This is a genomic window from Kitasatospora sp. NPDC058492, from assembly GCF_042720685.1.
Taxonomy (GTDB): Bacteria; Actinomycetota; Actinomycetes; order Streptomycetales; family Streptomycetaceae; genus Kitasatospora.
Window position 1 is genome coordinate 46382 of the sequence record NZ_JBHXMU010000051.1, and the last position, 26854, is coordinate 73235.

General features: G+C 71.5%; 18 protein-coding genes. 12 read left to right on the forward strand and 6 right to left on the reverse strand.

Annotated elements, in window-relative coordinates; translation table 11 throughout:
- Window positions 1-135: 135 nt before the first annotated feature.
- The 4 genes from ACFWPI_RS28795 to ACFWPI_RS28810 are packed head-to-tail and all read left to right on the forward strand — an operon-like array spanning window position 136 to window position 4301.
- Window positions 136-924: an SDR family NAD(P)-dependent oxidoreductase gene (locus ACFWPI_RS28795; RefSeq protein WP_063346329.1), complete on the forward strand. Its 789-nt coding sequence runs from the start codon at window positions 136-138 to the stop codon at window positions 922-924.
- A gap of 27 nt (window positions 925-951) precedes the next feature.
- Window positions 952-1890, forward strand: a complete 939-nt coding sequence (locus tag ACFWPI_RS28800) for an aromatase/cyclase (protein WP_380378663.1) — start codon at window positions 952-954, stop codon at window positions 1888-1890.
- A complete protein-coding gene (locus ACFWPI_RS28805) occupies window positions 1883-3544 on the forward strand; it encodes an FAD-dependent oxidoreductase (protein ID WP_380378665.1) in 1662 nt (553 codons plus the stop codon). The genes ACFWPI_RS28800 and ACFWPI_RS28805 overlap by 8 nt, the downstream gene beginning before the upstream one ends.
- Window positions 3531-4301, forward strand: a complete 771-nt coding sequence (locus tag ACFWPI_RS28810) for a cyclase family protein (protein WP_063346326.1) — start codon at window positions 3531-3533, stop codon at window positions 4299-4301. Before ACFWPI_RS28805 ends, ACFWPI_RS28810 begins: the two co-directional genes overlap by 14 nt.
- A gap of 92 nt (window positions 4302-4393) precedes the next feature.
- On the opposite strand, the gene ACFWPI_RS28815 is transcribed toward ACFWPI_RS28810, so the two are convergent.
- Complete coding sequence (locus tag ACFWPI_RS28815) at window positions 4394-6394, reverse strand: GTP-binding protein (RefSeq protein WP_380378666.1); 2001 nt, start codon at window positions 6392-6394, stop codon at window positions 4394-4396.
- A gap of 300 nt (window positions 6395-6694) precedes the next feature.
- On the opposite strand from ACFWPI_RS28815, the gene ACFWPI_RS28820 reads away from it, so the two are divergent.
- Window positions 6695-7507, forward strand: coding sequence for a BTAD domain-containing putative transcriptional regulator (locus tag ACFWPI_RS28820; protein ID WP_380338649.1), 813 nt, complete (start codon window positions 6695-6697; stop codon window positions 7505-7507).
- On the opposite strand, the gene ACFWPI_RS28825 is transcribed toward ACFWPI_RS28820, so the two are convergent.
- Both ACFWPI_RS28825 and ACFWPI_RS28830 read right to left on the reverse strand, forming a co-directional pair.
- Entirely contained in the window at window positions 7499-8140 is a 642-nt protein-coding gene (locus ACFWPI_RS28825; protein WP_063346323.1) for a LuxR C-terminal-related transcriptional regulator, read from the reverse strand. The genes ACFWPI_RS28820 and ACFWPI_RS28825 overlap by 9 nt on opposite strands.
- A 1439-nt stretch (window positions 8141-9579) precedes the next feature.
- Window positions 9580-10953 (reverse strand): MFS transporter, encoded by a 1374-nt coding sequence (locus ACFWPI_RS28830; RefSeq protein ID WP_380378669.1) that lies wholly within the window; start codon window positions 10951-10953, stop codon window positions 9580-9582.
- Between the two features lie 786 nt (window positions 10954-11739).
- Here ACFWPI_RS28830 and ACFWPI_RS28835 point away from each other — a divergent pair.
- The 6 genes from ACFWPI_RS28835 (at window position 11740) to ACFWPI_RS28860 (ending at window position 23757) form a co-directional block, all read left to right on the forward strand.
- Window positions 11740-17748, forward strand: a complete 6009-nt coding sequence (locus ACFWPI_RS28835) for an acyltransferase domain-containing protein (RefSeq protein WP_380378670.1) — start codon at window positions 11740-11742, stop codon at window positions 17746-17748.
- Entirely contained in the window at window positions 17745-19571 is a 1827-nt protein-coding gene (locus tag ACFWPI_RS28840; RefSeq protein WP_380378671.1) for an amino acid adenylation domain-containing protein, read from the forward strand. Before ACFWPI_RS28835 ends, ACFWPI_RS28840 begins: the two co-directional genes overlap by 4 nt.
- A 59-nt stretch (window positions 19572-19630) precedes the next feature.
- On the forward strand, window positions 19631-21424 hold the full coding sequence (locus ACFWPI_RS28845; protein ID WP_380378673.1) for a beta-ketoacyl synthase N-terminal-like domain-containing protein: 1794 nt from the start codon (window positions 19631-19633) through the stop codon (window positions 21422-21424).
- Window positions 21421-22659: a cytochrome P450 gene (locus tag ACFWPI_RS28850; protein WP_380378675.1), complete on the forward strand. Its 1239-nt coding sequence runs from the start codon at window positions 21421-21423 to the stop codon at window positions 22657-22659. The genes ACFWPI_RS28845 and ACFWPI_RS28850 overlap by 4 nt, the downstream gene beginning before the upstream one ends.
- 5 nt (window positions 22660-22664) lie before the next feature.
- Window positions 22665-23360, forward strand: a complete 696-nt coding sequence (locus tag ACFWPI_RS28855) for a formyltransferase family protein (RefSeq protein WP_063346318.1) — start codon at window positions 22665-22667, stop codon at window positions 23358-23360.
- 172 nt (window positions 23361-23532) lie between these two features.
- Complete coding sequence (locus ACFWPI_RS28860) at window positions 23533-23757, forward strand: holin (RefSeq protein ID WP_063346317.1); 225 nt, start codon at window positions 23533-23535, stop codon at window positions 23755-23757.
- 18 nt (window positions 23758-23775) lie between these two features.
- On the opposite strand, the gene ACFWPI_RS28865 is transcribed toward ACFWPI_RS28860, so the two are convergent.
- The gene (locus ACFWPI_RS28865) at window positions 23776-23967 is read right to left on the reverse strand and encodes a DUF397 domain-containing protein (protein WP_380378678.1); all 192 of its coding nucleotides are present in this window, start codon (window positions 23965-23967) and stop codon (window positions 23776-23778) included.
- Window positions 23964-24173 carry a DUF397 domain-containing protein gene (locus tag ACFWPI_RS28870; protein ID WP_380378679.1) on the reverse strand — a complete coding sequence of 70 codons (210 nt, stop codon included), beginning with the start codon at window positions 24171-24173 and terminating at the stop codon, window positions 23964-23966. The genes ACFWPI_RS28865 and ACFWPI_RS28870 overlap by 4 nt, the downstream gene beginning before the upstream one ends.
- A gap of 394 nt (window positions 24174-24567) precedes the next feature.
- Here ACFWPI_RS28870 and ACFWPI_RS28875 point away from each other — a divergent pair, with 394 nt between their 5' ends.
- Entirely contained in the window at window positions 24568-25887 is a 1320-nt protein-coding gene (locus tag ACFWPI_RS28875; protein ID WP_380378681.1) for a cation:proton antiporter, read from the forward strand.
- 139 nt (window positions 25888-26026) lie between these two features.
- On the opposite strand, the gene ACFWPI_RS28880 is transcribed toward ACFWPI_RS28875, so the two are convergent.
- Window positions 26027-26749, reverse strand: a complete 723-nt coding sequence (locus ACFWPI_RS28880) for a TetR family transcriptional regulator (RefSeq protein WP_380378683.1) — start codon at window positions 26747-26749, stop codon at window positions 26027-26029.
- Window positions 26750-26854 lie beyond the last annotated feature (105 nt).

The window sequence follows — 26854 nt, forward strand, 5'->3', positions numbered from 1 at the left end:
GTTCGCACCCCCGTTTCGAATCCGGTTCGAGCGCGGGCCGCGCGGGCGCGCTCCAACGGGAGTCGAAGCCGGCGGTGCAGGGTCGGGCCGAGGGGCCTGAACGAGCCCGGGAACTCTGAATCGGAGACTGATGCGATGAGCACCGAGACAACCACCGGGGTCGCCCTGGTGACCGGGGCGACCAGCGGGATCGGACTGGCCAGCACCGTCCGCCTGGCCCAGCGAGGCCTGCGCGTCTTCATCTGCGCCCGCACCGCGAAGGACGTCTCGGAGACGGTCGCGCGGCTGCGCGGCGAGGGGTACGAGGTCGACGGCGTACCCGCCGACGTCCGCTCCCAGGAGGACGTCGCCACGGCGGTCCGGACCGCGGTGGACCGGTTCGGTCCGATCGGCGTGCTGATCAACAACGCCGGGCGCAACGGCGGTGGCGTCACCTCGGCCATCAGCGACGAGCTGTGGAACGACGTGATCGAGACCAACCTCACCAGCGTCTTCCGGGTCACCCGGGAGGTGCTGACCACCGGCGGCATGGAGCGGGCCGGCCACGGGCGGATCATCACCGTCGCCTCCACCGGAGGCAAGCAGGGCGTCCCGCTCGGGGCTCCGTACTCGGCGTCCAAGGCCGGCGTCATCGGCTTCACCAAGGCGCTCGCCAAGGAGCTCGCCGCCACCGGCACCACCGTGAACGCGGTCTGCCCCGGTTATGTCGAGACCCCGATGGCGGTGCGGGTCCGCCAGGCGTACGCCGCCACCTGGGAGACCAGCGAGGAGGACGTGCTCGCCCGGTTCGAGCAGAAGATCCCGCTCGGCCGCTACTCCTCCGCGGAGGAGGTGGCGGGCATGGTCGACTACCTGACCACCCCCGCCGCCGCCTCCATCACCGCGCAGGCGATCAACGTCTGCGGCGGCCTCGGCATCTACTGAACCCACCGACGGAAGGCTGGTCGACGGATGACCCGCACACAGCACACCACCCACGACATCGACGTGGCCGCCCCCGCCGACGTCGTCTACGCCGTCATCGCCGACACCCTGGCGTGGCCACGGCGGTTCGGACCCACCCTGCACGTGGAGCACGAGGCCCTGACGGCCGACACCGAGCGGCTGCGGATCTGGGCCGGCGCCAACGGCGAGGTGAAGCACTGGACTTCACGCCGCGAGCTGGACGGCGGCCGCCGGCGGATCCGGTTCCGGCAGGAGGTCTCCTCGCCGCCGGTGGCCTCGATGGCGGGGGAGTGGCAGGTCCACGAGCGGCCCGGCGGCGCCACCCTGACGCTCACCCACGAGTTCACCGCGGTCGACGACGACCCACAGGGCGTCGAGTGGATCACCCGGGCCACCGACCGCAACAGTCGAACCGAACTCGGCAACATCAAGGCCCTCGCCGAGAGCTGGTCGGCGCTCGCCGACCTGGAATTCGAGTTCGAGGACTCGGTGCTGGTCGACGCGCCGCTGGAGACCGTCTACGGCTTCCTCCACGAAGCCGCCGAGTGGCCGGACCGGCTGCCCCACGTGGCCCGCCTCGACCTGCGCGAGGACGTCCCCGGCATCCAGCACATGGCGATGGACACCCGCACCGCGGACGGCTCCGAGCACACCACCGAGTCGATCCGGATCTGCTTCCCCGGCACCGCCATCGCCTACAAGCAGCTGCGCACACCGTCGATGATGTCCGCCCACACCGGCCGGTGGACCTTCGAGCAGACCGGGCACGGCGTCCGGGTGACGTCCTGGCACGCCGTCGTGCTCAACCCCGAGGCGATTCCCGCCGTCCTGGGCCCCGAGGCGACCACTGCTTCCGCCCGGACGTTCATCCGCTCCGCCGCGGGCGGCAACAGCCGCGCCACCCTGGCGCTGGCCAAGCGGTTCGCCGAGGAACGCCATGGCTGACCCCGCACCGTCCGTCCTGATCGCCGGCGCCGGCCCGGTCGGGCTCACCGCGGCCCACGAGCTCGCCCGACGCGGCGTACGGGTACGGCTGATCGACGCCGCCGACGGCCCGGCCACCAGCAGCCGGGCGCTCGCGGTGCACGCCCGGACCATGGAGGTGCTCGACCAGATGGGAGCGCTCGACCGGCTGCTCCCGCTGGGCCGACGTGTCACCCACTTCACCATGCACCGCCGGGGCCGCACCCTGGTTCGATTCGATACCAACTACGAGACGATGCCCACCGGTTACCCATTCAGCCTGATGGTGGACCAGGTGGTGACGGAACGCGTGCTGCGCGAGTGCGCCGCGCGGTACGGCGTCACCGTCGAATGGGGCGTCGAACTGGTCGGCGTCCGCTCCGAGACGGACGCCGCGCTGGTCACCCTGCGCCACCCCGACGGGCGGGTCGAGGAGACGCCGGTGCCCTGGCTGATCGGTGCCGACGGCGGGCGCAGCACCGTCCGGCGCCAGCTCGGCATGCGGCTGATCGGGGACACCACCCAGGAGTGGCTCAACGCCGACGTCACGATCGACGCCGACCTGCCGCCGGACAGCAACCACCTGCTGCACACCGACCCGGGAACGCTGCTGCTGGTGCCCTTCCCCGAACCGGGCAAGTGGCGCGTGGTGGACACCAGGGACACCGGCGGAGCCGACGACCCCGAGGTCGTCCGGCGCAGGCTGACCGCCAAAATCGGCCGGGCGCTGGGCCGGCAGGTCACGGTCGGCGCGCCCAGCTGGCTCTCGGTGTTCACCGTGCAGCAGCGCCAGATCACCCGGATGCGCTCGGGACGCTGCTTCCTCGCCGGCGACGCCGCGCACGTGCACAGCCCCGCCTCCGGGCAGGGCATGAACAGCGGCATCCAGGACGCCTACAACCTCGCCTGGAAGCTGGCGGACGTGACGCGCGGTCACGCCGGGCCCCACCTGCTCGACAGCTACGACGCCGAGCGGGTGCCGACCGGGGCCGTCCTGTTGCGCTCCACCAGGACGGCCACCGCGCTGGTCTCGCTGCGCACCGTGCTGGGGCCGGCCCTGCTCACCGTCGGCACAGCCGTGCTGCGCGCGGTGCCGCCGCTGAAGCGCCGGGTCGAGGGCAAGATGATCCGCGGCTTCTGCGGGCTGGGCCTGGCCTACCCGGACAGCCCGCTCACCCTGGCGACCGACGCCACCGGTGGGATCAGGCCCGGCGACCGGGTGGGCTGCGCCGCCGGCACGGCAGGCGGGCACCCCGGCGGGGCCGCTCTCCGTGCCGAACTCGCCGATCCCCGATGGACGTTGCTGGCCGCCGAGCCGGCAACCGGGCGCGCCGCCCACCGGGAGGCGGTGGAGCAGGTGGACCGGCTGTTCGGCGCGGCCGTCTCGGTACGGGTGCTGTCCGACGCGAACGCCGACGGTAGCTCCGACGCGGACGGTCACTCCGACGCGGACGGTCACTCCGACGCGGACACCGACGGCGCGCTGCGTCGTGCCCTGGGTCTGGCGCCCGGGGAGTTCCTGCTGATCAGGCCGGACGGCTACGTCGCCGCCCGGGACCGCGGCCCGGGCCGGTTCCGCCAGGTCCTCCAGGCCTGCGCCCTGCTACCGGAAGGGACCACCAGTGCGCATCATTGACCTGTCCTCGGCGATCGACGGCGGCGCCTGGGAGGTGGACGGGATCCGTCACGAGGTACTGACGCCGGCCGACGGCGCGCGGCACATGGCCGAGGGGATGCTCCGCAACCACGGCATCGAGTTCGACATCGCCGACCTGCCCGACGGAGAACTGCTCTCCCTCGACACCCTGACCCTGACCACCCACACCGGCACCCACGTCGACGCGCCGTCGCACTACGGCACCAAGACGGCGTACGGAATTCCGCGCGACATCGACCAGTTGCCGTTGGACTGGTTCATCGGCCCGGGAGTCGTCCTCGACCTGACCGACACCGGGGTCGGTACGATCGGCGCGGACCGACTGCGGCGGGCATTCGACGACATCGGCCATTGCCCGCGCGCCGGGGACATCGTGCTCCTGCACACCGGCGCCGACCAGCTCGCCGGAACACCGGAGTACTTCACCGAGTTCGCCGGCCTGGACGGTGAGGCGACCAACTTACTGCTCGACCTCGGGGTGCGGCTCATCGGGACGGACGCCTTCGGCCTGGACGCCCCTTTCACGCATATGCTCTCGGAGTTCCGGCGTTCCGGCGACCATTCCGTGCTCTGGCCCGCGCATTTCGCGGGGCGGCAGCGGGAATACTGTCAGATCGAGCGGCTGTGCAATCTGGGTGCGCTGCCCGCGCCGACCGGATTCACCGTACACGCGCTTCCGGTCAAAATCGTCGGCGCGGGCGCGGGTTGGACTCGGGCGGTGGCACTGCTCGATTGACGGCCGCGGCCGCCGAATTCAGCGCGGCCGGTATGCGACAGGTCCCGACCACCGTGGGGTGATCGGGACCTGTCGGGCGTGCGGCCCTGTGGTCAGATCCGGCCGAACATCCGCAGCATGTACTCCTTGCGGTCCAGCGGGTTGGTGTCGGTCCGACGGCGGCTCGGGGCCGCGCCGACGGCCGGCTGGAAGCTGTCGAACCGGGTGACCAACACTCCCTCACCCTGGCTCAGCCCCGGCAGCCGCTGCTCGAACTCCTGCGCCGTGCGGGCCGGGATGGTGCCCTCCACCAGGCAGGTGCTGCCCTGCGCCTTCGTCGTCTCCGGCGTGCCACCGCACTCCACCAGGTTCAACAGGACGGTGCTGACGTTCTCGGCCGGCACCTCCAGTTCGAACCTGTTCACCGGCTCGAACACCTGCGTCCCGGCCTGCTTGAGCGCGTTCATCAGCACCAGCGGGGTGAGCTTGCGGAAGTCGCCCGCCGCGCTGACCGGGCTGGCGAACCCGGTGTGGGTCAGCGTCACCAGGATGTCGAGCACCTCCCACCCGCACAGTCCCTGCTGGAGCGTCGAACGCGCCGCCTCCTCCACCGCCTTGTGGAAGGCGTACGGCAGCGAACCCAACTCGACCGACCGCCGGAAGACGACCCCCGAGCCGGGCTCTCCGGGCTCCACCCGCAGCCCGACCGTGGCCCAGAAGTAGGTCTTGCTCCGGTAGTCGATCTCCTCCGCCGACTCACCGACCCCGATCGGCCGCTCGACGCAGATGATCCGGGTGCCCTCGAACACCACGTCCAGCTTGTAGTCCTCGGCGAGCGTCGCCTTGATGACCTCCTTCTGCACCTCCCCGTAGAGGGAGACCGAGACCTCCTGCTCCTCGTCGTTCTTGCGGACGTTGATGAACGGGTCCTGGTCGGCCAACTGCAGCAGGGCCTCGTAGAGTTCGGGCATCGCGCCGGACCTCGTCGCCCTGACCACGGTCTCCAGGCTCGGCGGCGCGAACAGGTGCTGCCCGCGCAGCCCCTCGGCGGTGCCGAGCTGGTCCCCGATCCGGATGCCCTTGAGCCCCCAGACCTTGGCGATGTCACCGGCCGACGCCGGCGCCTCGACCACCGCGGAGCCCCGGTCGAACACCTCGACCACGGTCGTCCGGCCGGGCAGCTCGACGACGGCGCCGTGCTGGTCCTGCCGGTGGATGGAGACCTTGGTGCGGCCCTTGAGCGCTCCCGTGTGCAGCCGGACATAGGCGACCTTCTCGCCGGCCCAGCCGCGTTCGATCTTGAACACCGTTCCGCGCAGCGCATCGCCGGAGCCACCGTGATTGACCGGAAACAGGCTGGTGATCCCGTCCATCAGGTCGGTGATGCCGACGCCGGCCACGGCCGAGCCGAAGAACACCGGGTACAACTGCGCCGAGCCGGTCTGCCGGGCCAGCTCGGTCGTGTAATCCTGCTCGGTCAGCGCCGCCTCGTCGTCGAGGTAGCGCGCCAGGAACGCGTCGCCGTGCTCGGCCAGGACGTCGGCCAGTTCGGTGGCGAAGTCGTCCCCCGCCTCCTCCTCCGTGCCCCCCGCCGCGATCCGGCGGGCCGCGGCGCTCGCCTGCGGCGTACCGATCCTCTCCACCCTGCTCATCGGGACGATGGCGGGCGTGAGTTCGGAGCGGATCGACTCCAGCAGGTCGTCGTGGCGGGCGCCCATGCGGTCGATCTTGTTGACGAAGAGGATCACCGGCATGCGCATCTTGACCAGCGTGCGCATCAGCAGGCGGGTCTGGGCCTGGACGCCCTCCACCGCGGAGATGACGAGCACCACGCCGTCGAGCACGCCGAGGGCCCGCTCCACCTCGGAGATGAAGTCCGGGTGGCCGGGGGTGTCGATGAGGTTGACCTTCACATCGCCGACGGTGAAGGACACCACCGCCGACCGGATGGTGATGCCGCGCTGCCGCTCCATGTCGTGGGAGTCGGTCTGAGTGTCGCCGCGATCGACGCTGCCGATCCGGTCGATGACGCCGGCGGTGTAGAGCAGCCGCTCGGTCAGGCTGGTCTTACCGGCGTCGACATGGGCCAGGATTCCGATGTTCACGCTTGACATGACGTGCTTCCCCTAGTTCTTCGGTCTTCGCTTGCACAACCGGAGCAACACGGATCTTTCGGGGCACGTCATTCTCCTCGTGTCGTGACAGTAGTCCAACCTGTCGCAGTCTAACAGCACTTGACGATCCGACCGCCGATCGACCCCCGTCGATCGGCGGGGGAGTATTCCTTTTGGAACAACCGTGCCGAGCGCCTGGGAATAGCAGTAGTGCCACCTTGCGCGCAGTCCCCTTGAGTCGTTGATCGAAGCGTGGATATACAGGAGTCGAGTGATTATCTCGGCGAAATCGGAGGCGTCATGAGGTTCAATGTTCTCGGCCCGATGGAAGTCCTCGATGCGGGAACCCCGTGCACACCCAGCGCGCTGAAGGTCCGGTGGACGCTGGCCATCCTGGTGATGCACGCCAATCGGATCGTCGACCTCGGCGTCATGATCGAGGAAATATGGGGCGACAATCCTCCGCGCACGGTGGTGACCACCGCGCAGACCTACATCTACCAACTCCGCAAACTCGGTCGGGTGGAGGGCCGCGACTTCATCCTCACCAAGGCGCCGGGCTACCTGTTGCTCCTGGGCGAGGAGGAGCTCGACTCCCAGGACTTCGAGCGGCTCTACAACGAGGGCGCCCGCCTGCTGGCCGACGGCCACCCCGAGGCGGCGTCGGACCGGTTGGGCCAGGCGCTGAGCCTGTGGCGTGGCGGCGCGCTGGCGGACATCCCCGTCGGCAGGGCGCTCGCCGGCCACGTGGCCGTCCTGGAGGAGATGCGCCTGCGCGCGCTGGAGAACCGCATCCTGGCCGATCAGCAGATCGGCCGGCACCGGGAACTCATACCGGAGCTACGGGCGTTGACGCTCCACCACCCGCTCAACGAGTGGTTTCACGAGCAGCTCATGCTCGCGCTCGACTGTGCCGGCAGACGCAGTGAGGCCCTGCACGTCTACCGGTCGCTCTACCGCAAGCTCGACGAGGACCTGGGCATCTACCCGTCGCAGCCGTTGCGGGAGCTGCACGACGATCTGCTCAGTGGAATCTCGCGGCTGCGGGAGCCGCGTCGGCCGAGTGCCGGGCAGGTGATGGAACTCGGCCAGCAGCCGGCCGGCTCAGCCTAGTGGCACCAGCAGGGAGGCAGCCCTGGCCTTGTTGACGGCATCGATCCGGGAGACCGCGTTGAGTTTCACGAAGACGTTCCTGAGGTGGCGTTTGACGGTGCCGGGGGCGATGCTGAGGTGGCCGGCGATGGCGGAGTTGCTCAGGCCGTTCGCCACAAGTCCCATGATCTCCCGTTCCCGTGAGGAGAGTTGGGATCCGCGTGGCCCGGTCATCCAGTCGATGCCGGAGCGGGAGGCCATGATGTACACCCGCTCCCGGTTGACGGCCAGCCCCCGGACCACGGACACCAGGCAGTCGCTGGTGACGTCCTCGCGCAGGTAGGCACTCACTCCGAAGCCGAGGTACATCTCCACCTCGCCCGGCCGCTCGCGCTTGCTCAGCACGACCACCCGGCAGCGGGCGCCGCGGGGGAGCAGCCGGCCCAGGGCCTGTTCGGTGGCCGCGTGCGAGTCGCCCACCCCGAACAGCACCACGTCGACGTGGTGTTCGGACAGCACCTCCAGCGCCTCGTCCACGGTGCCCACCGTCGCGCGTACGACCAGGTCGGGCTCGGCGGAGAGGAAGGCGTGCAGTCCTTGGCGCAGCAGCGAATTTCCTTCGAGGACGAGGACCGACGTGCGATTCTTTATCATTGTCACGATAGACCTCGTTGGTAGAAGGCGCGAATTCCCGGCCGTGGCAGCCGTTTTCGGCCCGCCGCGGAGAGCGGCGCGCCCGACGGGATTCGACGGCAACGGGCGTGTGGGGGGAGTGATATCGGGGGCTGCGCGGTGCCGAGCCCGCTGGTGCCATTCGGCCGTCCCGGCCCGGTGGTCCGCGAGGCCTCGACCGTCGGTGTGAGGTCCGGCCTCGATGCCGACGGAGGCTTGCGCGCACCGGCGTCACCTGCACCTTCGGGCGACCGCCGCCCTCGTGGGCGGCGGCGCCGACCGTCACGGCAGCGGCCACAGTGCAGGTCCGGGGTCAGCCATCAACTGGGAACGCCAACCATTCATCTTCTTCCGATCGTCGGTCAACGGCTGGTTTTCGCGGGCTTTATGGTCCAGGTCACAACCCCGCTTGCCGCACAGGCAACGGGGTGCTGGAGTCCGAAGCTGCGGCGGCACCGGGACTGTTGCCGTGACCTGATGTAAGGAGAACCTAACCGACCCTCGCAGGCAGCCCAAGGGCGCTTTTTCGCCGCGTCGGAAACGGTGAGATCACGGGATGATCTCGCTCTCCGTGAACGAAGCGCGATGCCGGCCCGGCCGTGCGCATCTCGTGTGATTGGTGGGTGTGAAGAGGGGGAAGGGACTGTGAATGATCACAATCTCCGTTGCGGCTCGCGGCAACCTGGCGGCCCGTCCGCGCGGGACCGCCGCTCCCCGGCTCATCGTCGACTGAACTAGCGAGGTGAGCCGGGATGTTGGCGTGGGCAACCGCCCGCTCCGGCAGGCCGCCCCGTGCTTCTCGGGCCTGCCGTCCGCCTCCTCGGCCGCTCTCGGTTCGGCGGCCCCGGTGCGATCGGCCCTGCTGCTCTGGTCGCGCACCGGTGATGGTCGCGGGCGGCCTGATGCCGTCGGGTGACGTGACGACAGTCGAGGGAGTGATGCAGATCAGCAGATCAGCAGGAAGGCTTCCCACTCCTCGGTGGCGGCGCCGGTGCCCGGCTCGGACGCGGCTCAGGGATACGGGTGTGGGTGTGGGCGTGCAGGGGGCGAGGGCCGGGCCTGCCGTCCCCTCCAGTCCAGGAGGCCGGGAGGGTCGCCGACGCCTCGATCGCCTTGCCCGGTCCGCACAGCCGGCTGCCGTCGCCGCCGGGGGCGGCCCAGCGCGGGATGTCCGGCGCGCTCCGCGCCCTCATCGCCTCCGGCCACGATGGGGTTCGAGCAGGCAGGCGGCAGCTGTTGTGCGCCGATCTCCGAGCGCGGCCTGATCGGCGAGCTTCGTACGGCCGCGCTGGTCGGTACGAACGTGCTGATCACGCGGTTCTTCGCCGCGGACGGCGCGCCGCCTTCAACCTCGACCGCGCACTGGGCCGACACGGCAGCGCCCGGCCGGGCGCGGGCCGGCCGCCGGTCGGCCGGGGCCCTCAGGCCTGCCGTCGCACGGCGATGACCGCCGCGCCCAGGACGCACGCGCCGGCGGCGGTGAGGTAGGCGAGGTGGTAGCCGGTGAGCTGGTCCGTGCTGGTCGCGGCGACCAGGACCATCACCGCGACGCCCGCACTCGCGCCGATCTGCTGCGCCACGACGTTCACCGCCCCGGCGACGGCGTGCTGCCGCGCCGGGACTCCGGTGAGCCCGGCGGACGTCATCGAGGGGAAGTTCAGCCCCTGGCCGATGCCGCTGAGCACCAGGCCGGGCAGCACGTACTGCACGTAGCCGCCGTCGTGCGGTGTGCCCAGCCACAGTGCGGCGCCCCCGCCGATCAGCACGAGGCCGACCGCCATCAGCGTGCGCGGGGTGAACCGGGCCAGCAGGCGTCCGGTGGCGAAGTTGGCGGTGAGGAACACGGCCAGGGACATCGGCACCAGCGCGAGACCGGACTCGAAGGGGGAGTAGTCCAGCATCCCCTGGAGGTACAGCGGCGCGAAGAACAGCAGCCCGACCGATCCCATGTACTGGAGGAACGCCGCCAGGCTCGCGGCCCGGACGGACCTGATCCGGAAGAGGCCGAGCGGAAGCACCGGGTCGGCGGTGCGGTGCTCGCGCACGACGAACAGCACCAGGGAGGCCACCGCGGCGCCGAGGACGATCCACGCCGTCGCGCCGTCACTGCTCACGCCGACGATGAGCAGGGTGAGGCCGAGCGTGCCCGTGATCGCGCCGGGCAGGTCCAGCCGGCCGCTGTGCCCGGCGCCACCGGGCAGTCCGGCGCGGGTCGCGGCCAGCACGGCGAGCCCCAGCAGCACCGAGAACCACAGCACCGAACGCCAGCCGAGGAACTGGGTCAGTACGCCGCCCAGCATCACCCCGCCGCTGAAGCTCGCGGCGCCGACCGCCGCGTACACGCTGAAGGCCCGGTTGCGGGCCGGACCGGCCGGAAACGTCTCGGTGAGCAGGGCCAGCGCGGCCGGGCCCGACAGGGCGGCGCCGATGCCCTGGACGGCACGCGCACCCAGCAGCACCGCGGTGTCCGGAGCCAGCGCCCCGACCAGCGCGGACACGGTGAACAGGGCGACCCCGACCTCGAACACCCGCCTCCGGCCGAGGACGTCGGCCAGTCGGCCGCCCACCAGCAGGAAGCCGGCGAACGTGACGGCGTAGGCGGTCATGACCCACTGGAGCGTGGTCTCGTCCAGGTCGAAGCGCGCTCCGACCGACGGCAGGGCGGCGTTGAGGACTCCGAGGCCGCTCACGTCCAGGGCGAGCGCCCCGGCCAGTACTCCGAGTGCCAGTCCCGGTCGGAGCGCCGGCTTGGCCGCGGTGTCGGTGGTGCCGGTGGTGTCGGTGGCGTCCGTCATGCGGGCCTGCCGTCGACGTCGCGGCCGGTGAGCCCGGCTAAGGAACGGTCGGCACGGGCTGACGCCGCATCAAGGTTCTCAACTGCCATGGGGGTCAGCTTGCATGGGTCACTCAGTCGCTGTCTACCCCCGTCGCGTGCCGGTGGAGCGCGCCTTTCGCGGGGCCGAGCGCCTATCCCGGCCGGGGCCCGGTGACGGGGCGGGCCGCCGGGTCGAGGCGCCATTTCGGATCGCCGACGGCTCCCACTCGAACCGGACACTTGGAGGTCAAATCTCGCCACTGCCTCAACCGGCCCTCGAATGGCGCTTGTCTCACCATTAACAAACTGGCACTCTGCTGTCCGCCGGTCGGATTAGCACTGACGATCCATTTTGCCTCAATCGGCATACTCGTCGCGCTTGACCAAATGGACCTTGGAGCCCATCGACAGTAGCCGTGCAGGTGAAGATTCCGCGTACGCGATCCTGTCGTCGATGCACTCGCGGACCGATGTGACCCAGAGGCGCCCGTGATTTCTCCCGCGGTGAGAACGAGCTGCGCCGCCGGCTGAAACGGCGGTACGCGAACGGGAGTTCTCGCCCACTGTGAACGTGGAGATCGGAAACGCCGATCTCATCCGCACGCCAACCGTCTGCCCCACCTTGGAACTTGATGCGGCGAAGGGGACCCTCCGCGTCGTGAGCCGCCCCCCGTGTCCGGCTGCCCGGGTGCGGACCGACCCCCCCCGACCGGTCGGCCGTGAAGCTCCACCCGTCCATTCCATCCGCCCTGTTGAGGGAGTCGCCGTGCCCCGAGAGCGCGCCGCGCGAGACATTTCCGCCGTAACGGATTTCCTGCTTTCCCGTGTCGTCGAGCTGCTGGACGTGTCCGCGAGCGCGGTGGACCGCTCGGCGCCGCTGCACCGGTACGGACTCGACTCGCTGAGATCGGTGACGCTCGCGGCCTCGCTGTCCGAGTTCCTCGGCTGGCAGGTCCCGGCCACCTGGATGTGGCAGTACCCGACCGTCGACGGGCTGGCGCGTGCGCTCGTCGACGGTCCGCGCGCCGCGGAGCCCGCCCCGAGTACCGAGCGCCGCCGTCTGCCCTCGCACGAGCCCGTCGCGATCGTGGGCATCGGCTGCCGGTTCCCCGGCGGGGCGGACCCGTCGTCGTTCTGGCAACTGCTGGTCGAGGGCGGCGACGCCGTCGGGCCGGTACCGGCCGCGCGACGCGAGCTGCTGAACGACAGGGCGCGCTGGGGCGGGTTCATCGACGGCATCGACCAGTTCGATCCGCTGTTCTTCGGCATCTCGCCCCGCGAAGCCGTCCAGATGGACCCGCAGCAGCGCCTGATCCTGGAGCTGTCCTGGGAGGCGCTGGAGGACGCGGGCATCGCGCCCCACAGCCTGGTCGACAGCGACACCGGCGTGTTCATGGCCTCCTGTTGGGGCGACTACGCCGCCCTGGCGCACTACCGCGGCCCCGACAGCCAGATCACCCCGCACACCGCGACGGGCATGCACGACGGCATCATCGCCAACCGGGTCTCCTACGTCCTCGGCCTCCAGGGCCCGAGCATGGCGATCGACGCCGCCTGCGCCGGATCGCTGGTCTCGGTGCACGTGGGGTGCCAGTCGATCTGGCTGGGCGAGAGCGACCTGGTGCTGGCCGGCGGCGTGAACCTGAGCTTCGTCTCCGACTACTACACCGCCATGGACGCGATGGGCGCGCTCGCCCCGGACGGCCGCTGCAAGTCCTTCGACGCCCGCGCCAACGGCTACGTCCGCGGTGAGGGCGCCGGCGTCGTCGTGCTCGCCCCGCTGAGCGTGGCGCTGGAGCGCGACCTGCCGGTGTACTGCCTGATCAAGGGCAGCTCCTCCAACAACGACGGTCTGAGCAACGGCATGACGGCGCCGAACCCCCAGGCGCAGGAGAAGATGCTCCGCACCGCGTACCAGCGGGCGGGCATCGCACCGCACCTCGTGGACTACATCGAGTGCCACGGCTCCGCGACACCCCTCGGCGACCCGATCGAGGCCAACGCCATCGGCGCGGTCCTCGGCGGCGGCCGTACGGAGCCGCTGCGGCTCGGGTCCGTCAAGTCCAACGTCGGGCACCTGGAGGCGGCCGCCGGCATCGTCGGCCTGGTCAAGCTCGCGATGTCGATGCGCAACGGCGTGCTGCCGCCGAGCCTGCACTACAGCGCGCCGAACCCGCAGATCATGTTCGACGAGTACAACCTCACCGTCCAGGACCGGCTGACGCCGTGGCCGCGACGCTCCGACGCCCGCCGGGGCGGCGTCAGCTCGTTCGGGTTCGGCGGCGCGATCTGCCACGTCGCCGTCGAGGAACTGCCGCGCCCCGAGAGCTCGCTGCTCCTGCTGGCCGCGGACTCCCGGGAGGCGCTGGCCGAGCGGGCCCGGGCGCTGCGCGACGAGAGCGACCTGCGCGAGCTCTGCCGCCGGACGCCCGGCGACGGCCCGTTCCGGCTCGCGGCCACCGCCCGCGACATGCCCGAACTCCGCTCCCAGCTGGACGCCTTCGGCAGCGGGGCGAAGGCCGCCGGGCTGAGCGTCGGGGAGCGGACCGGACGCAGGCCGCGGGTGGCCTTCCTGTTCTCGGGCAACGGCTCGCAGTGGGTGGGCATGGGCCGGCAACTGCTCGCCGGAATGCCCGTGTTCCGCCGGTCCATGATGAAGTCCGACCGGCGGATGCGGGAACTGCTGGGCTTCTCGCTCGTCGAGCAGCTGATGTCCCCGGACGGCCGCATCGACGACATGGACGTCTTCCAGCCGCTGCTGTTCTCCCTCCAGGTCGCGCTGGCCGAAGCCTGGCGCTCGCTGGGGGTGGAGCCGGACGTCGTCGTGGGGCAGAGCGTCGGCGAGTTCGCCGCCTCCCACATCGCCGGCGCACTCGACTTCGACGACGCCTCCCGCCTGGCCGCCCACCACGGCCGGCTCCTCCAGCAACTCGCCGTGGGGCGCGGCGAGGGCATCGTGGTGATGACCGCCGCCGACGAGGTCAGGCCGTACCTGACCGGCCGGCTCACCGTCTCCGGCCACAACGGCCTGAACTCCACCCTGGTCACCGGCACACCGCAGGAGATCGACGACCTCGTCCAGCGGCTGACCGCGGAGGGCGTCACCAACCACCGGGTCCGGATGGGCCACGCCCCGCACTCCCCGCTGGTCGACCACGTCCTCGCCCCGCTGAAGGTCGAACTCGACGGCATCAGGCCGCGGACCACCCGCATCCCGATGATCTCGACCGTCACCGGCGAACGCGTCGACGGCGCCGAGCTCGGGCCGGACTACTGGGCGGACAACCTGCGCCGGGAGATCCGGGTGGTCGACGCCCTGACGAACCTGCGCGACCACGACATCGACGCGGTGATCGAGATCAGCCCGCACCCCGTCCTGCTCAAGTCGGTGTCGGAGATCCTGACGGCGACCACCCTGCCCTCGCTGCGCCGCGGCGCCGACGAGGCCTCGACCCTGCTCGGCTCGCTCGGCGCCCTGTACACCGCCGGCCTCCCCGTCGCGGCCCACCCGTTCCTCGCGGGCGACCGCGGGCGGCACGTCACACCGGGCCGCAGCGCCGCCGCCGCCGACGAGCAGGTGCACCTCGTCCCCGTCACCGCCCGGACGGCCGGCGCGCTGGCCGACACCTGCCGCGAACTGTCCAACCACGTCGAACGCGACGCGGGCCTGCGGGTCTCCGACCTCGCCTACACGCTCGCCGCCAGACGCACCCACCACAACCACCGGATCGCCCTGTTCGCCCGCAACCGGCAGGACGTCCTGGACGGCCTCGCCCGGGTCGCCGCCGGCCAGCCGCACCCCGACGTCGTCACGGGCACGGTCTCCGGCAACGTCGACCGGCGGGTCGCGCTGGTGTTCTCCGGCGGCGGCACCCAGTGGGTCGGCATGGGCCGCGAACTCCTGCGCTCGCACGCCGGCTTCCGCACCTGGATGACCGCCTGCGACACCGCCGTGCGCGCCGCCGGCGGCTGCTCGGTGCTCGACCAGCTCGCCGCCCCGGCCGACGAGGCCAGGTACGAGGAGATGGACTTCCAGCAGCCGGTGCTGTTCGCCCTCCAGGTCTCGCTGGCGAAGGTCTGGCTCGGACTGGGCATCCAGCCGACCGCCGTCGTCGGGCACAGCCTGGGCGAGGTCGCGGCCGCCTGCGTGGCCGGCGCGCTGTCGCTGGAGGACGCCGCCCGCGTGGTGGTCGCCCGGTCGCACCTGCTGGAGCGCAAGGCCGCCGCGGGCGCCATGATCTCCGTCGACCTGCCGGAGGCGGAGCTGCTGCCGCGGCTCGCCCCCTACGCCGCGCACGCGGCCGTCGCCGTGGTCAACAGCCCCACCAGCGCGGCGGTCTCCGGCTCGCCCGAAGCCGTCGACGCCCTGGAGGCCGACCTCAAGCGGGACGGCATCTCGACCCGGCGGATCCGGGTCGAACGGCCGGTGCACAGCCCCGGCATGGACCCGCTGCTCCAGCCGCTGCGCGCGGGCATCGACGGCATCACCCCGCTGACACCCGGCATCGACTTCCACTCCACGGCACTGGCCGACACGGTCAACCCGGTCGCCGACGTCGACTACTGGGTGCACAACCTGCGCAACCAGGTCCGGTTCGCCGAGACGATCGGCGCGCTGGTCGACCAGGGCGTCGGCACCTTCATCGAGATCGGCCCGCACGAGACGCTGCGCGGCGCGGTCGAGGAGATCGCGCTGACCCGTGGCGCCCAGGTGCACGCGATCAACTCCCTGCGGCGCGACGAGAGCGACGTCCGCTGCCTGTTGGGCGCCGCCGCGTCGCTGTACGTCAGGGGCCTGCCGCTGACCTTCGACCCGCTGTTCGGCGACGACGTCGAGGTCGTGGAGACGCCGCTCGTCCAGTGGCAGAAGGACCGCTACTGGATCGACACCGAGCCCCGCCCCGCCCGCGCGACGGCCCCGGCCGCCGAAACCGTGGCCGCGCCCGTGGCCCGTGTGGTGGCGGAGGAGCAGCCGGCGGAGATCCGGCCGGTGGCGGAGGTCGTCCTCGCCGAGCTCGCCGACGCGCTCGGCGTGCCGGTGAGCAGGTTCGACGTGAACGCCAGCATGCTCGACTTCGGCCTCGACTCGATGCTGGCGATCCGCCTCGTCAACAGGCTGCAGTCGCTGTTCGGGCACCGGGTGTCGCCGGTGGTGTTCCTGGACGGCCGGTCCATCTCCGAGGTCGTCGGCCACTTCGTCGGGCTCACCGCCGGACCGGCCGCGCCCGCGACGGCCCAGCCCGTACCAGCAGCCGCTCCCGCCCCCTCCTCGGCCCCCGAGGCCGAGCCGGACCGGACGTACCTCGACGAGCTGTCCGAACTGGACGCCGAGGAGCTGGTCGACGAACTGGACGCGCGCGGACTGCTGGAGGCCACCGACGCCCCGGCCCTGAACCAGCTGCGCGCCGACGGCCTCGGCCTCGCCCTGGCACCGGCCTCGCACGGCCAGGCCTCGCTGTGGTTCATGCAGATGGTCGCGCCGGACGCCGTGCCCTACAACTTCATGGTGACCGCCCGGATCCGGACCGCCGTCGACGAGAAGGCCCTGGAACGCGCCGTCCGGGCCGTGATGGAGCGCCACCCCGCCCTGCGCACCCTCTTCGTGGAGGCGGGCGGCAGCCCCTACCAGGTCATCCTGGACGAGCCGGTGTACGAGTTCGTCGTGGCGGACGGCACCGACCTGGACGACGAACAGGCCCGCGAGGAACTGGCCCGCTACGGGCACGAGCCGCTCGACCTGGACAACGGGCCGCTGGTGCGGATCGTCCTCATGACGCGCGGACCGGCGGACCACTACCTGCTGGTGCTCGTCCACCACATCGCGTCGGACGCGGCGTCGGCCGACGTCATGATCCGCGAACTCCAGGAGTACTACGAGGGCGCCGACCCCGCCGACAGCGCGCCGGTCGCCCCGTACACGGAGTTCGTCGCGTGGGAGCGGCAGTGGCTGGCCGGCCCGGCGGCCGGCGCGGCCCTGGACTGGTGGTCGCAGAAGCTGGCCGACCCGCCCGCCCACCTCGACCTGTCCACCAAGGAGCGGCCGCCGGGCGTCACCTACGAGGGCCGCGACCTCGCCTTCCGCTGGAGCGCCGAACAGACCAGCCTGCTGCGGGAGTTCGCGGTGCGCGAAGGCGTGTCGATCAGCACCGTCGTACTGGCCGGGTTCTTCGCCACGCTCAACCGCGCGGTCGGCACCGAGGACGCCGTGCTGGCCACCGCCATCGCCCAACGCGCCGAACCCGGCTGGGAATCCGCCATCGGCTACTACCTCAACACCGTGCTGGTGCGGGCGAACCCCGCCGGTGACCGCAGCTTCCGCGAACTGCTGCGCGAGGTCCACGCCTTCTCGCTCGGCCTCCTGGAGCACATGAACTACCCCCTCGACCTGCTGGCCTCCCAGCTGCGGCCGCCGAGGGCCGAGGGCCGCTCCCCGTGGTTCGACGTGGTCGTCAACTGGCTGTCCTCGGACGCGTTCCCCCGGTCCGTCAAGCTCTTCCACGGCATCGGCGACACCATCACGCCCGACGGCGCGCTGCCGCTCGAACCGCTTCAGGTGCGCAGGCACCTCGCCAAGTTCGACCTCGAAATCTCGATGGCCGACATCGACGGCGAGGTGGCCGGCCACGTCCAGTTCAAACCGAGCTACCTGGAAAGGCAGACCGTGACGGCACTGCTCGCGCTGTACCGCACCGTGCTCTTCGACGCGATCGCCCAACCCGACCGGGCCATCGGCGACTTGGCGCCGACCGGCCTCCCCGAGGAGACGGACCAGTGACCGAGACCCTGCACTCCGCGTTCGTCGAGCAGGCGCTCAAGAACCCCGACGCGACCGCCGTCTACTCCGACGCCGGCGTCCTGACCTACGGCGAACTGAACGAGCGCTCCCGGGCGTTGGCCGAACGGCTGGTCGCCGACGGCGCGGGCCCCGGCATCCCGGTCGGCATCTGCGTCGAGCGCACCCCCGACCTGCTCGTCGGCATCCTGGCGGCCCTGCGCGCCGGATCCTGCTACCTGCCGCTGGACCCGAACTACCCCGCCGACCGGCTGACCTTCATGGTCCAGGACAGCGGGACCCGCCTGCTGCTCACCACGCCTGCGTCCCGGGCCAGTTGCCCGCCCGGACCGACCGTGGTCGTGCTCGGGGAGAGCGTGACGACCGAGCCCGGCGCGAAGCCCGCCGCGGTCGTGCCCGGCGACACCGCGTACGTCATCTACACCTCGGGCTCCACCGGCAGGCCCAAGGGCGTGGCCGTCCGGCACAGCGGCTGCGTGGCGATGCTCGCCGAGATGGACCGGGTGCTCGACGGCTGCGACCTGAGCGGAGTCTCGGCGGCGAGCTCGGTCTGCTTCGACCTGTCCGTGATGGAGATCTTCAACGCGCTGTGCCGCGGCGGCGCCGTCGTGCTCGTCGAGAGCGCCGTGCACCTGCCGGAGAGCCGGTACGCCGACAGGATCACCCACCTGAACGTCGTCCCCTCGGTCATGAACAGCCTGCTCGACGCCGGAGCCCTGCCCCCGAACGTGCGCACCGTCGTGTTCGGCGGCGAGGCCCTGCGCCGCAAGCTGGTGGACCGCACCTACCGGGAGACCAGCGCCGACCGGGTGTTCAACGCCTACGGCCCCACCGAAGGGACGGTCTTCTGCTCGTTCGGGCCGGTGCCCGAGGACGGGACCGACGAACCGACGATCGGCCCGCCGACGACCAGCGACCGGGTCTACGTGCTCGACGAGCAGCTGAAGCCGCTCCCGGCCGGCGAGCCCGGCGAGCTCTACCTCGGCGGCGCCGGCCTCGCGCACGGCTACGTCAACCGGCCGCGCACCACGGCCGAACGCTTCGTGCCGGACCCGTTCCGCAACGGCGAACGCATGTACCGCACCGGGGACGTCGTCAAGTTCACCGACGGCGGCGAACTCCGCTTCCTCGGCCGCACCGACCACCAGGTCAAGCTGCGCGGCTACCGCATCGAGCTGGAGGAGGTCGAGGCCCGGCTCACCGGCTGCCCCGAAGTCCGGGAGGCCGCCGCCGTCGTCCGGGGCAACCGGCTCGTCGGCTACGTCGTGCCCGCCGGCGACGACGCGCCGCAGGGCGGCCCCCGGCTGGACGCCGCGCTCCAGAGCGCCGTCACCGGCAGGCTCGCCGTCGAACTGCCCGACTACATGGTGCCCGCGACGCTCGTGTTCCTCGCCGCCCTGCCGCTGGGGCCGGGCGGCAAGCTCGACCGCAACGCGCTGCCCGAGCCGCCGGCCGCCGACACCGGCGGGCCCCTGACAGCCGCCGGCACACCGACCGAGGTCGCCCTGTCGGAGATCTGGGGCCAGCTGCTCGACCTCGAACCGTCGAGCATCGACGTGCAGTCCGCCTTCTACGACCTCGGCGGGGACTCCCTGCTGCTCATCCGCCTCGCCCGGCTGATGACCCGGCGCTTCGACCGCCGCGTCCGGGTGCCCGACCTCTTCAGCTTCCGCGACATCTCCTCCCTCGCCCGCTGGCTCGACGACGAGAGCGGCGCCACCCCCGAGGCGGTCCAGTCCGCCCGCGCGCGCGCCAACACCCGCCGGGCCGCGCTGCGCGGCCGCGGCGGCGCCACCGGCCGCTGAACCACGAGCCGCTGAGTCTGCTGAGCCACCCTCACTCGAAACGAAGCAGGAGCCTCCCCATGACCGACAACCCCGAGCAGGACTACGACCCGGGCGACGTGGCCGTCATCGGCATGTCCCTGCGGGCGCCCGGAGCCCGCACCAAGGAACAGTTCTGGGACAACCTCGTCCACGGCCGGGAGTCCGTGTCGTTCCTGGCCAAGGACGACATCCACGTCGACGAGACCCTGATCCACAGCCCGTTCTACGTACGGGCCTGCGGCGTGCTCGACACGTACGACAAGTTCGACCCGTCGGTGTTCGGCATCAGCGACCGGATGGCGGCCGCGATGACCCCGGAGAACCGGCTGTTCCTGGAGAGCGCCTGGGAGACGCTGGAGGACGGCGGCTACGACCCGGACCGGCTCCGGGCCGAGATCGGCATGTACGGCGCCAACAACCCGCAGACCGCCGCGCTCTACAGCTCCCCGCCGGACCGGGTGTCGGTCGGCCCCGAGGCGATCGAGGCCAGCCTGGCGTGGTCGCCGGACACCATGACCTCCAACGCGCTGTACTACATGGGGCTCATCGGCGAGGCCGTCACCGTCGCCGCCGTCTGCGCGGGCTTCCACTACGCGGTCCACCTGGCCTGTCAGTCGCTGCTGCTCGGCCAGACCGACCTGGCGATCGCCGGCGGCGCGATGGTCCGCCTGCCGCACCCGCGCGGCCACCTGTGGGAGGAGAACCGCATCCTGTCGAAGGACGGCCACTGCCGCCCGTTCGACGCCAACGGCACCGGCACCGCGCTGTCCAGCGGCGTCGTCACCGTGCTGCTGAAGCCGCTGGGCCACGCCGTCGCCGACCGCGACCACATCTACGCCGTGGTCAAGGGCTCGGCCGTCAACAACAACGGCGTCAGCGCGATGGCGTACGGCCTGGCCCAGCCCGAGCGGCTGAGCGCCTGCATCGCCAACGCCATGGAGGTCGGCGGCGTCACCCCGGACACCGTGTCCATGTACGAGGCCAACGGTCTCGGCCTGCCGATGACCGACGAGCTCGAAGTGCACGCGGCGACCATGGCGTTCGGGAAGCAGACCGCGACCACCTCGATCGGCGGGGTCAAGGGCAACGTCGGCCACGGCGGCGTGGTCTCGGGCGGCTTCGGCGCGATCAAGGCCGCGCTGGCCCTGCACCACAAGACGCTCCCGGCGACGATCAACCTCACCGAGGTCAACCAGGACCTCGACTTCCCCAGCACCCCCTTCGTGCCGCAGATCGAAGGGGCGCCCTGGGAGCCGCAGGCCGGCATCCGCCGCGCGGGCATCACCTCGATCGGTGGCGGCGGCTACAACGCGCACCTGCTGCTGGAGGAGGCGCCGACGGCCGCCGGGCGCGCCCCCGAGGACGAGGGCCGGCCGCGGCTGGCCACCCTGTCCGCCCTGGACGACGACACGCTGGCCCGGCAGCGTACGCGGCTCAAGGAGCGGCTGGAGGCCGACCCCGACCTGCGCCTGGACGACGTCTGCTTCAGCCTCAACCTCGGCCGCAAGGTGATGGCCCGCCGGTGGGCGGCCGTGGTCCGCAGCCGCGCGGAGCTGATCGCGGCGCTGTCCGACGACGCCGCCCGCGGCCCCGCCACCACGACCGCCGCCGCCCCGCAGACCGACCCCGGATCCTTCTCCCGCTTCTCCCGCAACGACAACGGGATCGTGCCGTCCGGCCAGGACGAGCGGGCGCTGTCCGAACTGGCCGCCGCCTGGGTGACCGGCCAGCAGGTGGACTTCGACGCCCTGCACCGGGGGCAGGCCAGCCACCGGGTGCCGCTGCCCACCTACCCGTTCCAGCCGCGCCGGTTCTGGCGCACGGACTGGTGACCATGAGCACGCCGCCACCGGACACCGTGGACCTGGGCGACCCGGCCACCTTCGCGGACCACGACCTCGACGGGTTCTGGCGCACCCTGCGGGACACCGCCCCGATGCACTGGAACCCGCCCGTCGACGGCCGCCGGGGATTCTGGGTGCTCTCCCGCCACGACGACATCATGGCCACCTACCGGGACAACGCGAACTTCACCTCCGAGCGCGGCAACGTGCTCGTCACGCTCCTGGAGGGCGGCGACGCCGGGGCCGGCCGGATGCTGGCCGTCACCGACGGGCCCCGGCACCACGAACTGCGCAAGATCCTCCAGCGGGTGCTCTCGCCGAGGGTGCTCGACGAGGTCGCGCAGACCGTCCGCGTCAACACCCGGCAGTGGATCCGCGAGGCCGTCGAGTCCGGCGGCTGCGAGTTCGCCGAGGAGATCGCCAGCCGGATCCCGATGACCACGATCTCGAACCTGCTCGGCGTGCCCGAACAGGACCGGGACTACCTGCTCAGCCTGACCAAGACCGCGCTGTCGGCCGAGGACGAGGACGTCGACGAGGTCGACTCCGAGATGGCCCGCAACGAGATCCTGATGTACTTCATGGACGTCGTCGAGGAACGGCGCGAGTCCCCGGGCGACGACGTGATCAGCATGCTGATCGCCAGCTCCATCGACGGCGTGCCGCTCTCCGACGAGGACGTCGTGCTCAACTGCTACAGCCTGATCATCGGCGGCGACGAGACCAGCCGACTGACGATGATCGACTGCGTCCACACCCTCGCGGCCCAACCCGAGCAGTGGCGGCGGTTCAAACACGGCGAGGTCGCCGTCGAGACCGCCGTGGACGAGGTGCTGCGCTGGGCCTCGCCCACGATGCACTTCGGGCGCAGCGCCGTACGGGAGACCGAACTGCACGGCGTACGACTGCGCCCGGGCGACATCGTCACGCTCTGGCACGCCTCCGGCAACCGCGACGAACGGGTCTTCGCCCGGCCCGGGGAGTTCGACCTCGGCCGCACCCCCAACAAGCACCTGGCCTTCGGCTACGGCCCGCACTTCTGCGTCGGCTCGTACCTGGCCAAGGTCGAGATCGCCGAACTGCTCACGGCCCTGCGGGACTTCACCACCGGATTCGAGCAGACCGAGGAGGCGCTACGGATCCGGTCCAACTTCCTGACCGGGTTCTCCACGATGCCGGTGCGGTTCCAGCCCGACCACCGCGGACTGAAAGAGGTCGACTGATCCGGATGAACATCTACATGTCAGGACAAGGGGGATTCGCGGTCGCGGTCGCGGAAGCCCTGCTGGACGACGGGCACAAGATCGTCGGCGCGGCCGCCCCCCGGCTGCGCAAGGGGAAGTCCGACGAGGGCGACGCGATGTGCTGGGACCGCCTGCGCTCCTGGGCGTACCACAAGGACGTCCCGTGGACGGACTCGGCCGAACTGCGCGCGCGACACATCCCGGACGGGGTCGACATCATCGTCGCCGCCCACTCGCACGCCTTCCTCGGCCGCCAGACCCGCGCCCGGGCCGCCGTCGCCACCATCGGCTACCACCCCAGCCTGCTGCCGCTGCACCGCGGCCGGGACGCCATCCGGTGGACGATCCGCGACGGCGACAAGGTGACCGGCGGAAGCGTCTACCACCTCACCGAACGCACCGACGCGGGCCCGCTCGCCGCCCAGGAGCACCTGTTCGTGCCCCCGGGCTCGACCGCGCAGAGCCTGTGGCGCGACCACCTGGCGCCGCTCGGCGTGCGACTGCTCCTCAAGGTGGTCGCCGACCTCACCGCGGACCGGCGGATCGAAGTCCCCCAGGACGAGAAGCTGGCCACCTGGGAGCCCGCGATGGGCGCGCCACCGCTGTTCAAACCCGAACTCATCGCGCTGCCCGGCACGGTGCAGGTCGACAGCAGCAAGTGGGCCCTGCACGACGGGTGACAGCCGGGCGGTCTCTGGAACCCGGCGCCCCGCACACCACGCGTGTGCGGGGCACCGGACTGGTCGCCGAGCCCGTCGTCGGAACTCGACAGCGTGAACGTGTACACCAGGGACGGCAATTCCGAGCGCCCCCCGTGTACCTCTGCACCTTCACCGCGAAGGAGTCCCGACCATGCGGAAGTTCATCATCGATCTGGCCGAACGCACCGTCGCCACCTACGCCGTGGCATTCCTCGGCCTGCTGCTGGCCGACGGATTCGACCTGACGTCGATCGGCGCGTTCAAGGCGGCAGCCGTGGCGGCACTGCCGGCCGCACTGGCCGTGGTCAAGGGAGTGGCCGCGACCTTCGTCGGCGACCCGAACTCGGCAGCCCTGCTGGCCCGCCCCCACGAGTGACCGGCCCGGCCGGGCGCGCTAAACCGAGAACTCGCCCTCGCGAACAGCCGCGACGAAGGCGCCCCATGCGGGGGCCGGGAAGGAAAGGACCGGGCCGTCGGGGTCCTTGGAGTCACGCACGGGCACGCGGCCGGAGAGGCCGGAGGCGACCTCGACGCAGTCGCCACCGTCCGGACCGCTGTAGCTGCTCTTGCGCCAGACCAACTTCATGCCGGGAACTCCCCGTTCTGGAGGGCCGCGACGAAGATGTGCCATGCGGCGGCCGGGAAGACGAGGACCGGACCGCCGGGATCCTTGGAGTCACGCACGGGGACGCGGCCGGGGAACCCGGGGGCCACCTCGATGCAGTCGCCGCCGTTCGTGCCGCTGTAGCTGCTCTTGCGCCAGCTGGCCGCGTCGAGCTCGTTCTGCATCATCTCCGAACCCTTCCAGCGCCTCGGTGATTTGCCGCACCCGATCGCGGAGCTCGCGGTCGGTCCCCGCTTGATCTTCCGTCGTGCCATCACTGCCCCCTGCTGTGCACCACGTGCTCAACACGTGTATCTGGGCGTCACCGTACCTCCGCGTTCCGATCGTCAGTATCGGAACGCGATCTTTTGCTTGCACAGCGTTACGCCGCGCGCCCTTTGTGCGCCCCTGTCCGCCGGTCCGTCTGGTAGGGGCGTGAAGGTCCGGGTCGGGGCGCGGGGGGAGGAGCCACGCGACCGCGACACGCGGGGAACGCTACGTCGACGAACGGGTCCTTCCCGATAATGCAGGGGCCGCGTCACCGGGCCGCGCACGTCCCCGTTTCCAGGAAGGCGCACGACCATGGAAGGCTCCTCTTCGACCGCGCTGGCCGACATCGCGACCATCCTGCTGATCGGACTCGTCCTGTCGCCGCTGCGTACCCGACTGCGCCAACCGGTGGTGGTCGGCGAGATCGCGGTGGGGGTGATCCTGGGGCCGAGCGTCCTCGGGCTGCTGCCGGGCGACCTCCCGCACGTCCTCTTCCCGCCCCAGGTCCGCGAGCACCTGTCGGTGATCGCCCAACTGGGCATCGCGCTCTTCATGTTCGCCGCCGGCTGGGAACTCGACCTGAAGCAGCTGAACGGGCGGGTCCGCACCGTGGTGGCGGTCACCGCGGCCTCCGTCGCCGTGCCCTTCGCCCTCGCGGTCGCCCTGGCGGCGGTCCTCGCGGCCAGGTGGCCCCACCTCATCGGTACGGAGACGTCCCCCGTGCTGCTGGCCGTGTTCCTGGGCATCGCGCTGTCCGCCAGCGCGCTGTCGGTGCTCGCGCGCATCGTGGGGGAGAACCAGTTGCAGACGACCCGCACCGGGGCCATGGCCACGGCCTGCGGGGCGCTCACCGAGATCACCGCGTGGTGCGGCGTCGCCTGCGTCGCCTCCGCGGCCCGGAGCGGCGGCTCGGACCACGTCCTCCTCGCGTTCGCCGAACTCGCCTGCTACGCGGCGGCGATGGCCTTCGTGGTCCGCCCGCTGCTGCGGCGCCTGCTGCGCCGGCCGGCCCGCGCCGACGGGCATCCCCTGCTCGTCCTGCTGACCCTCGGCAGCGGGATCCTGCTGTCCGCGTGGACCACCTCGTGGCTCGGCATGCACGCCGTGATCGGCGCCTTCGCCTTCGGGCTGGCCATGCCGCGCGACGCCGCCGAGGAGCTGCGGCACGCCGTCGAGGTGCCGCTGCGCCACGCGGGGGCGCTGCTGGTGCCGGTCTTCTTCGCGCTCACCGGGCTGTCCGTGGACATCGGCGGGCTGGGTTCCGGAAGCCTGGTCGCGGTGGTGGTGTTCCTGGCCGTCACCTGGGGCGGCAAGTTCGCCGGCGCCAGGCTGGGTGCCCGGCTGATCGGCGTGTCGCGCGGCGAGGCCACGACGGTGGCGGTCCTGCTCAACACCAAGGGGCTCAGCGAGGTCCTCATCCTGACCCTGGGCCGCGATCTGGGCATCATCGGTGACCGGCTGTTCACTGTTCTCCTCGTCACCGCCTTCGCCGCGACCCTGCCCGTCAACCCGCTCGTACGGCGCCTCATCCGCGCTCCTGACGCCCGTTCCGGGGCCGGGCCCGCCGCGCTGCCCCGTCAACAGCAGGACGCCGCCGCGCGATCGGGCATCGAGGAGGTCAGGGGAGCGTGACGCACCGCGAGACCCGGGGCGCCGGCGGGGTGGAGACTCCCTGCGCCTGTCCAACCGGCGTCACCGCCGAGATGACCTTCACTGTCTCAATGAAGTCTCATTATTAGCCGCTGCCTGGCGGCCGCCCCCGTGTCTCCGGCTACGTCGGCAGGTGGCGGTAGACCGTCGCTCGGGAGACTCCGAGCTCTGCCGCGATCTGCTCGGCGGTGCGGCCGGCCGCGTGCAGGCGCCGGGCGGTGTCGACCATCGCCGGGCTCATCGCGCTCGGCCGGCCGCGCCGTTCAGCGCCGCCGCGCCCGGGGCTGGCCGCGGCGGGGGGTTCGGGGCCGTCCAGCAGCCGGTGCACCCCGGCCAGGATGCAGGCGCGCAGGTCCTCGGGCGGGGCGTCGGCGAGCAGGATCACCGGGTCGGAGAGCATGGCGATCGTCTGGGCGGCGCGCACCCGGGCGACGAAGTCCGGGTGGGGCCCTGCCACCAGGACGTTCGCGCGCAGCATCCCGTCGCGGAACCGTGTGAAGCCCGGGCCCGTGAGGCCCGGCGCCGCGTCGTACAGGCTCATCCGCAGCAGGTCGCGGTGGCGCAGCCAGACGTCGAGCAGTCCCTCGATCGCCGCCCAGCGGGCTGCGGCCGGATCCGGCGGCTCGGTGGGCGCCAGCGCGGCGTCCAGGTCGTCCAGCATCGGTTCGATCAGCGCGCCGAGGATGTCCGCCTTGCTGGGGAAGTGGTACAGCACCGCGGCCTTCGTCACGTCCACCCGCTCGGCGATCCCGCGTACCGAGGTGGCGTGGTAGCCGTGCGCGGCGAACTCCTCCAGGGCCACCGCGAGGATCCGTGCCCGGGTGTCGGGGTTCTCGGCAGTCATGGGGGGAGCTTAGGCCCAATGCCAGTGACTTTAGGTTGTGTCGTGCTGGGTGACGGTGACTGTTGCCGGTTGTGGTGGTGGCCAGTTGTGGTGTTGGGCGCGTTT

What these genes read in the sequence shown, in the direction of transcription:
- ACFWPI_RS28795 (WP_063346329.1), top strand. Translation starts at nt 136, where the DNA reads ATGAGCACCGAGACAACCACCGGGGTCGCCCTGGTGACCGGGGCGACC.
- ACFWPI_RS28800 (WP_380378663.1), top strand. Translation starts at nt 952, where the DNA reads ATGACCCGCACACAGCACACCACCCACGACATCGACGTGGCCGCCCCC.
- ACFWPI_RS28805 (WP_380378665.1), top strand. Translation starts at nt 1,883, where the DNA reads ATGGCTGACCCCGCACCGTCCGTCCTGATCGCCGGCGCCGGCCCGGTC.
- ACFWPI_RS28815 (WP_380378666.1), bottom strand. Translation starts at nt 6,394, where the DNA reads ATGTCAAGCGTGAACATCGGAATCCTGGCCCATGTCGACGCCGGTAAG.
- ACFWPI_RS28820 (WP_380338649.1), top strand. Translation starts at nt 6,695, where the DNA reads ATGAGGTTCAATGTTCTCGGCCCGATGGAAGTCCTCGATGCGGGAACC.
- ACFWPI_RS28825 (WP_063346323.1), bottom strand. Translation starts at nt 8,140, where the DNA reads ATGATAAAGAATCGCACGTCGGTCCTCGTCCTCGAAGGAAATTCGCTG.
- ACFWPI_RS28830 (WP_380378669.1), bottom strand. Translation starts at nt 10,953, where the DNA reads ATGACGGACGCCACCGACACCACCGGCACCACCGACACCGCGGCCAAG.
- ACFWPI_RS28845 (WP_380378673.1), top strand. Translation starts at nt 19,631, where the DNA reads ATGACCGACAACCCCGAGCAGGACTACGACCCGGGCGACGTGGCCGTC.
- ACFWPI_RS28855 (WP_063346318.1), top strand. Translation starts at nt 22,665, where the DNA reads ATGAACATCTACATGTCAGGACAAGGGGGATTCGCGGTCGCGGTCGCG.
- ACFWPI_RS28860 (WP_063346317.1), top strand. Translation starts at nt 23,533, where the DNA reads ATGCGGAAGTTCATCATCGATCTGGCCGAACGCACCGTCGCCACCTAC.
- ACFWPI_RS28865 (WP_380378678.1), bottom strand. Translation starts at nt 23,967, where the DNA reads ATGAAGTTGGTCTGGCGCAAGAGCAGCTACAGCGGTCCGGACGGTGGC.
- ACFWPI_RS28870 (WP_380378679.1), bottom strand. Translation starts at nt 24,173, where the DNA reads ATGATGCAGAACGAGCTCGACGCGGCCAGCTGGCGCAAGAGCAGCTAC.
- ACFWPI_RS28875 (WP_380378681.1), top strand. Translation starts at nt 24,568, where the DNA reads ATGGAAGGCTCCTCTTCGACCGCGCTGGCCGACATCGCGACCATCCTG.
- ACFWPI_RS28880 (WP_380378683.1), bottom strand. Translation starts at nt 26,749, where the DNA reads ATGACTGCCGAGAACCCCGACACCCGGGCACGGATCCTCGCGGTGGCC.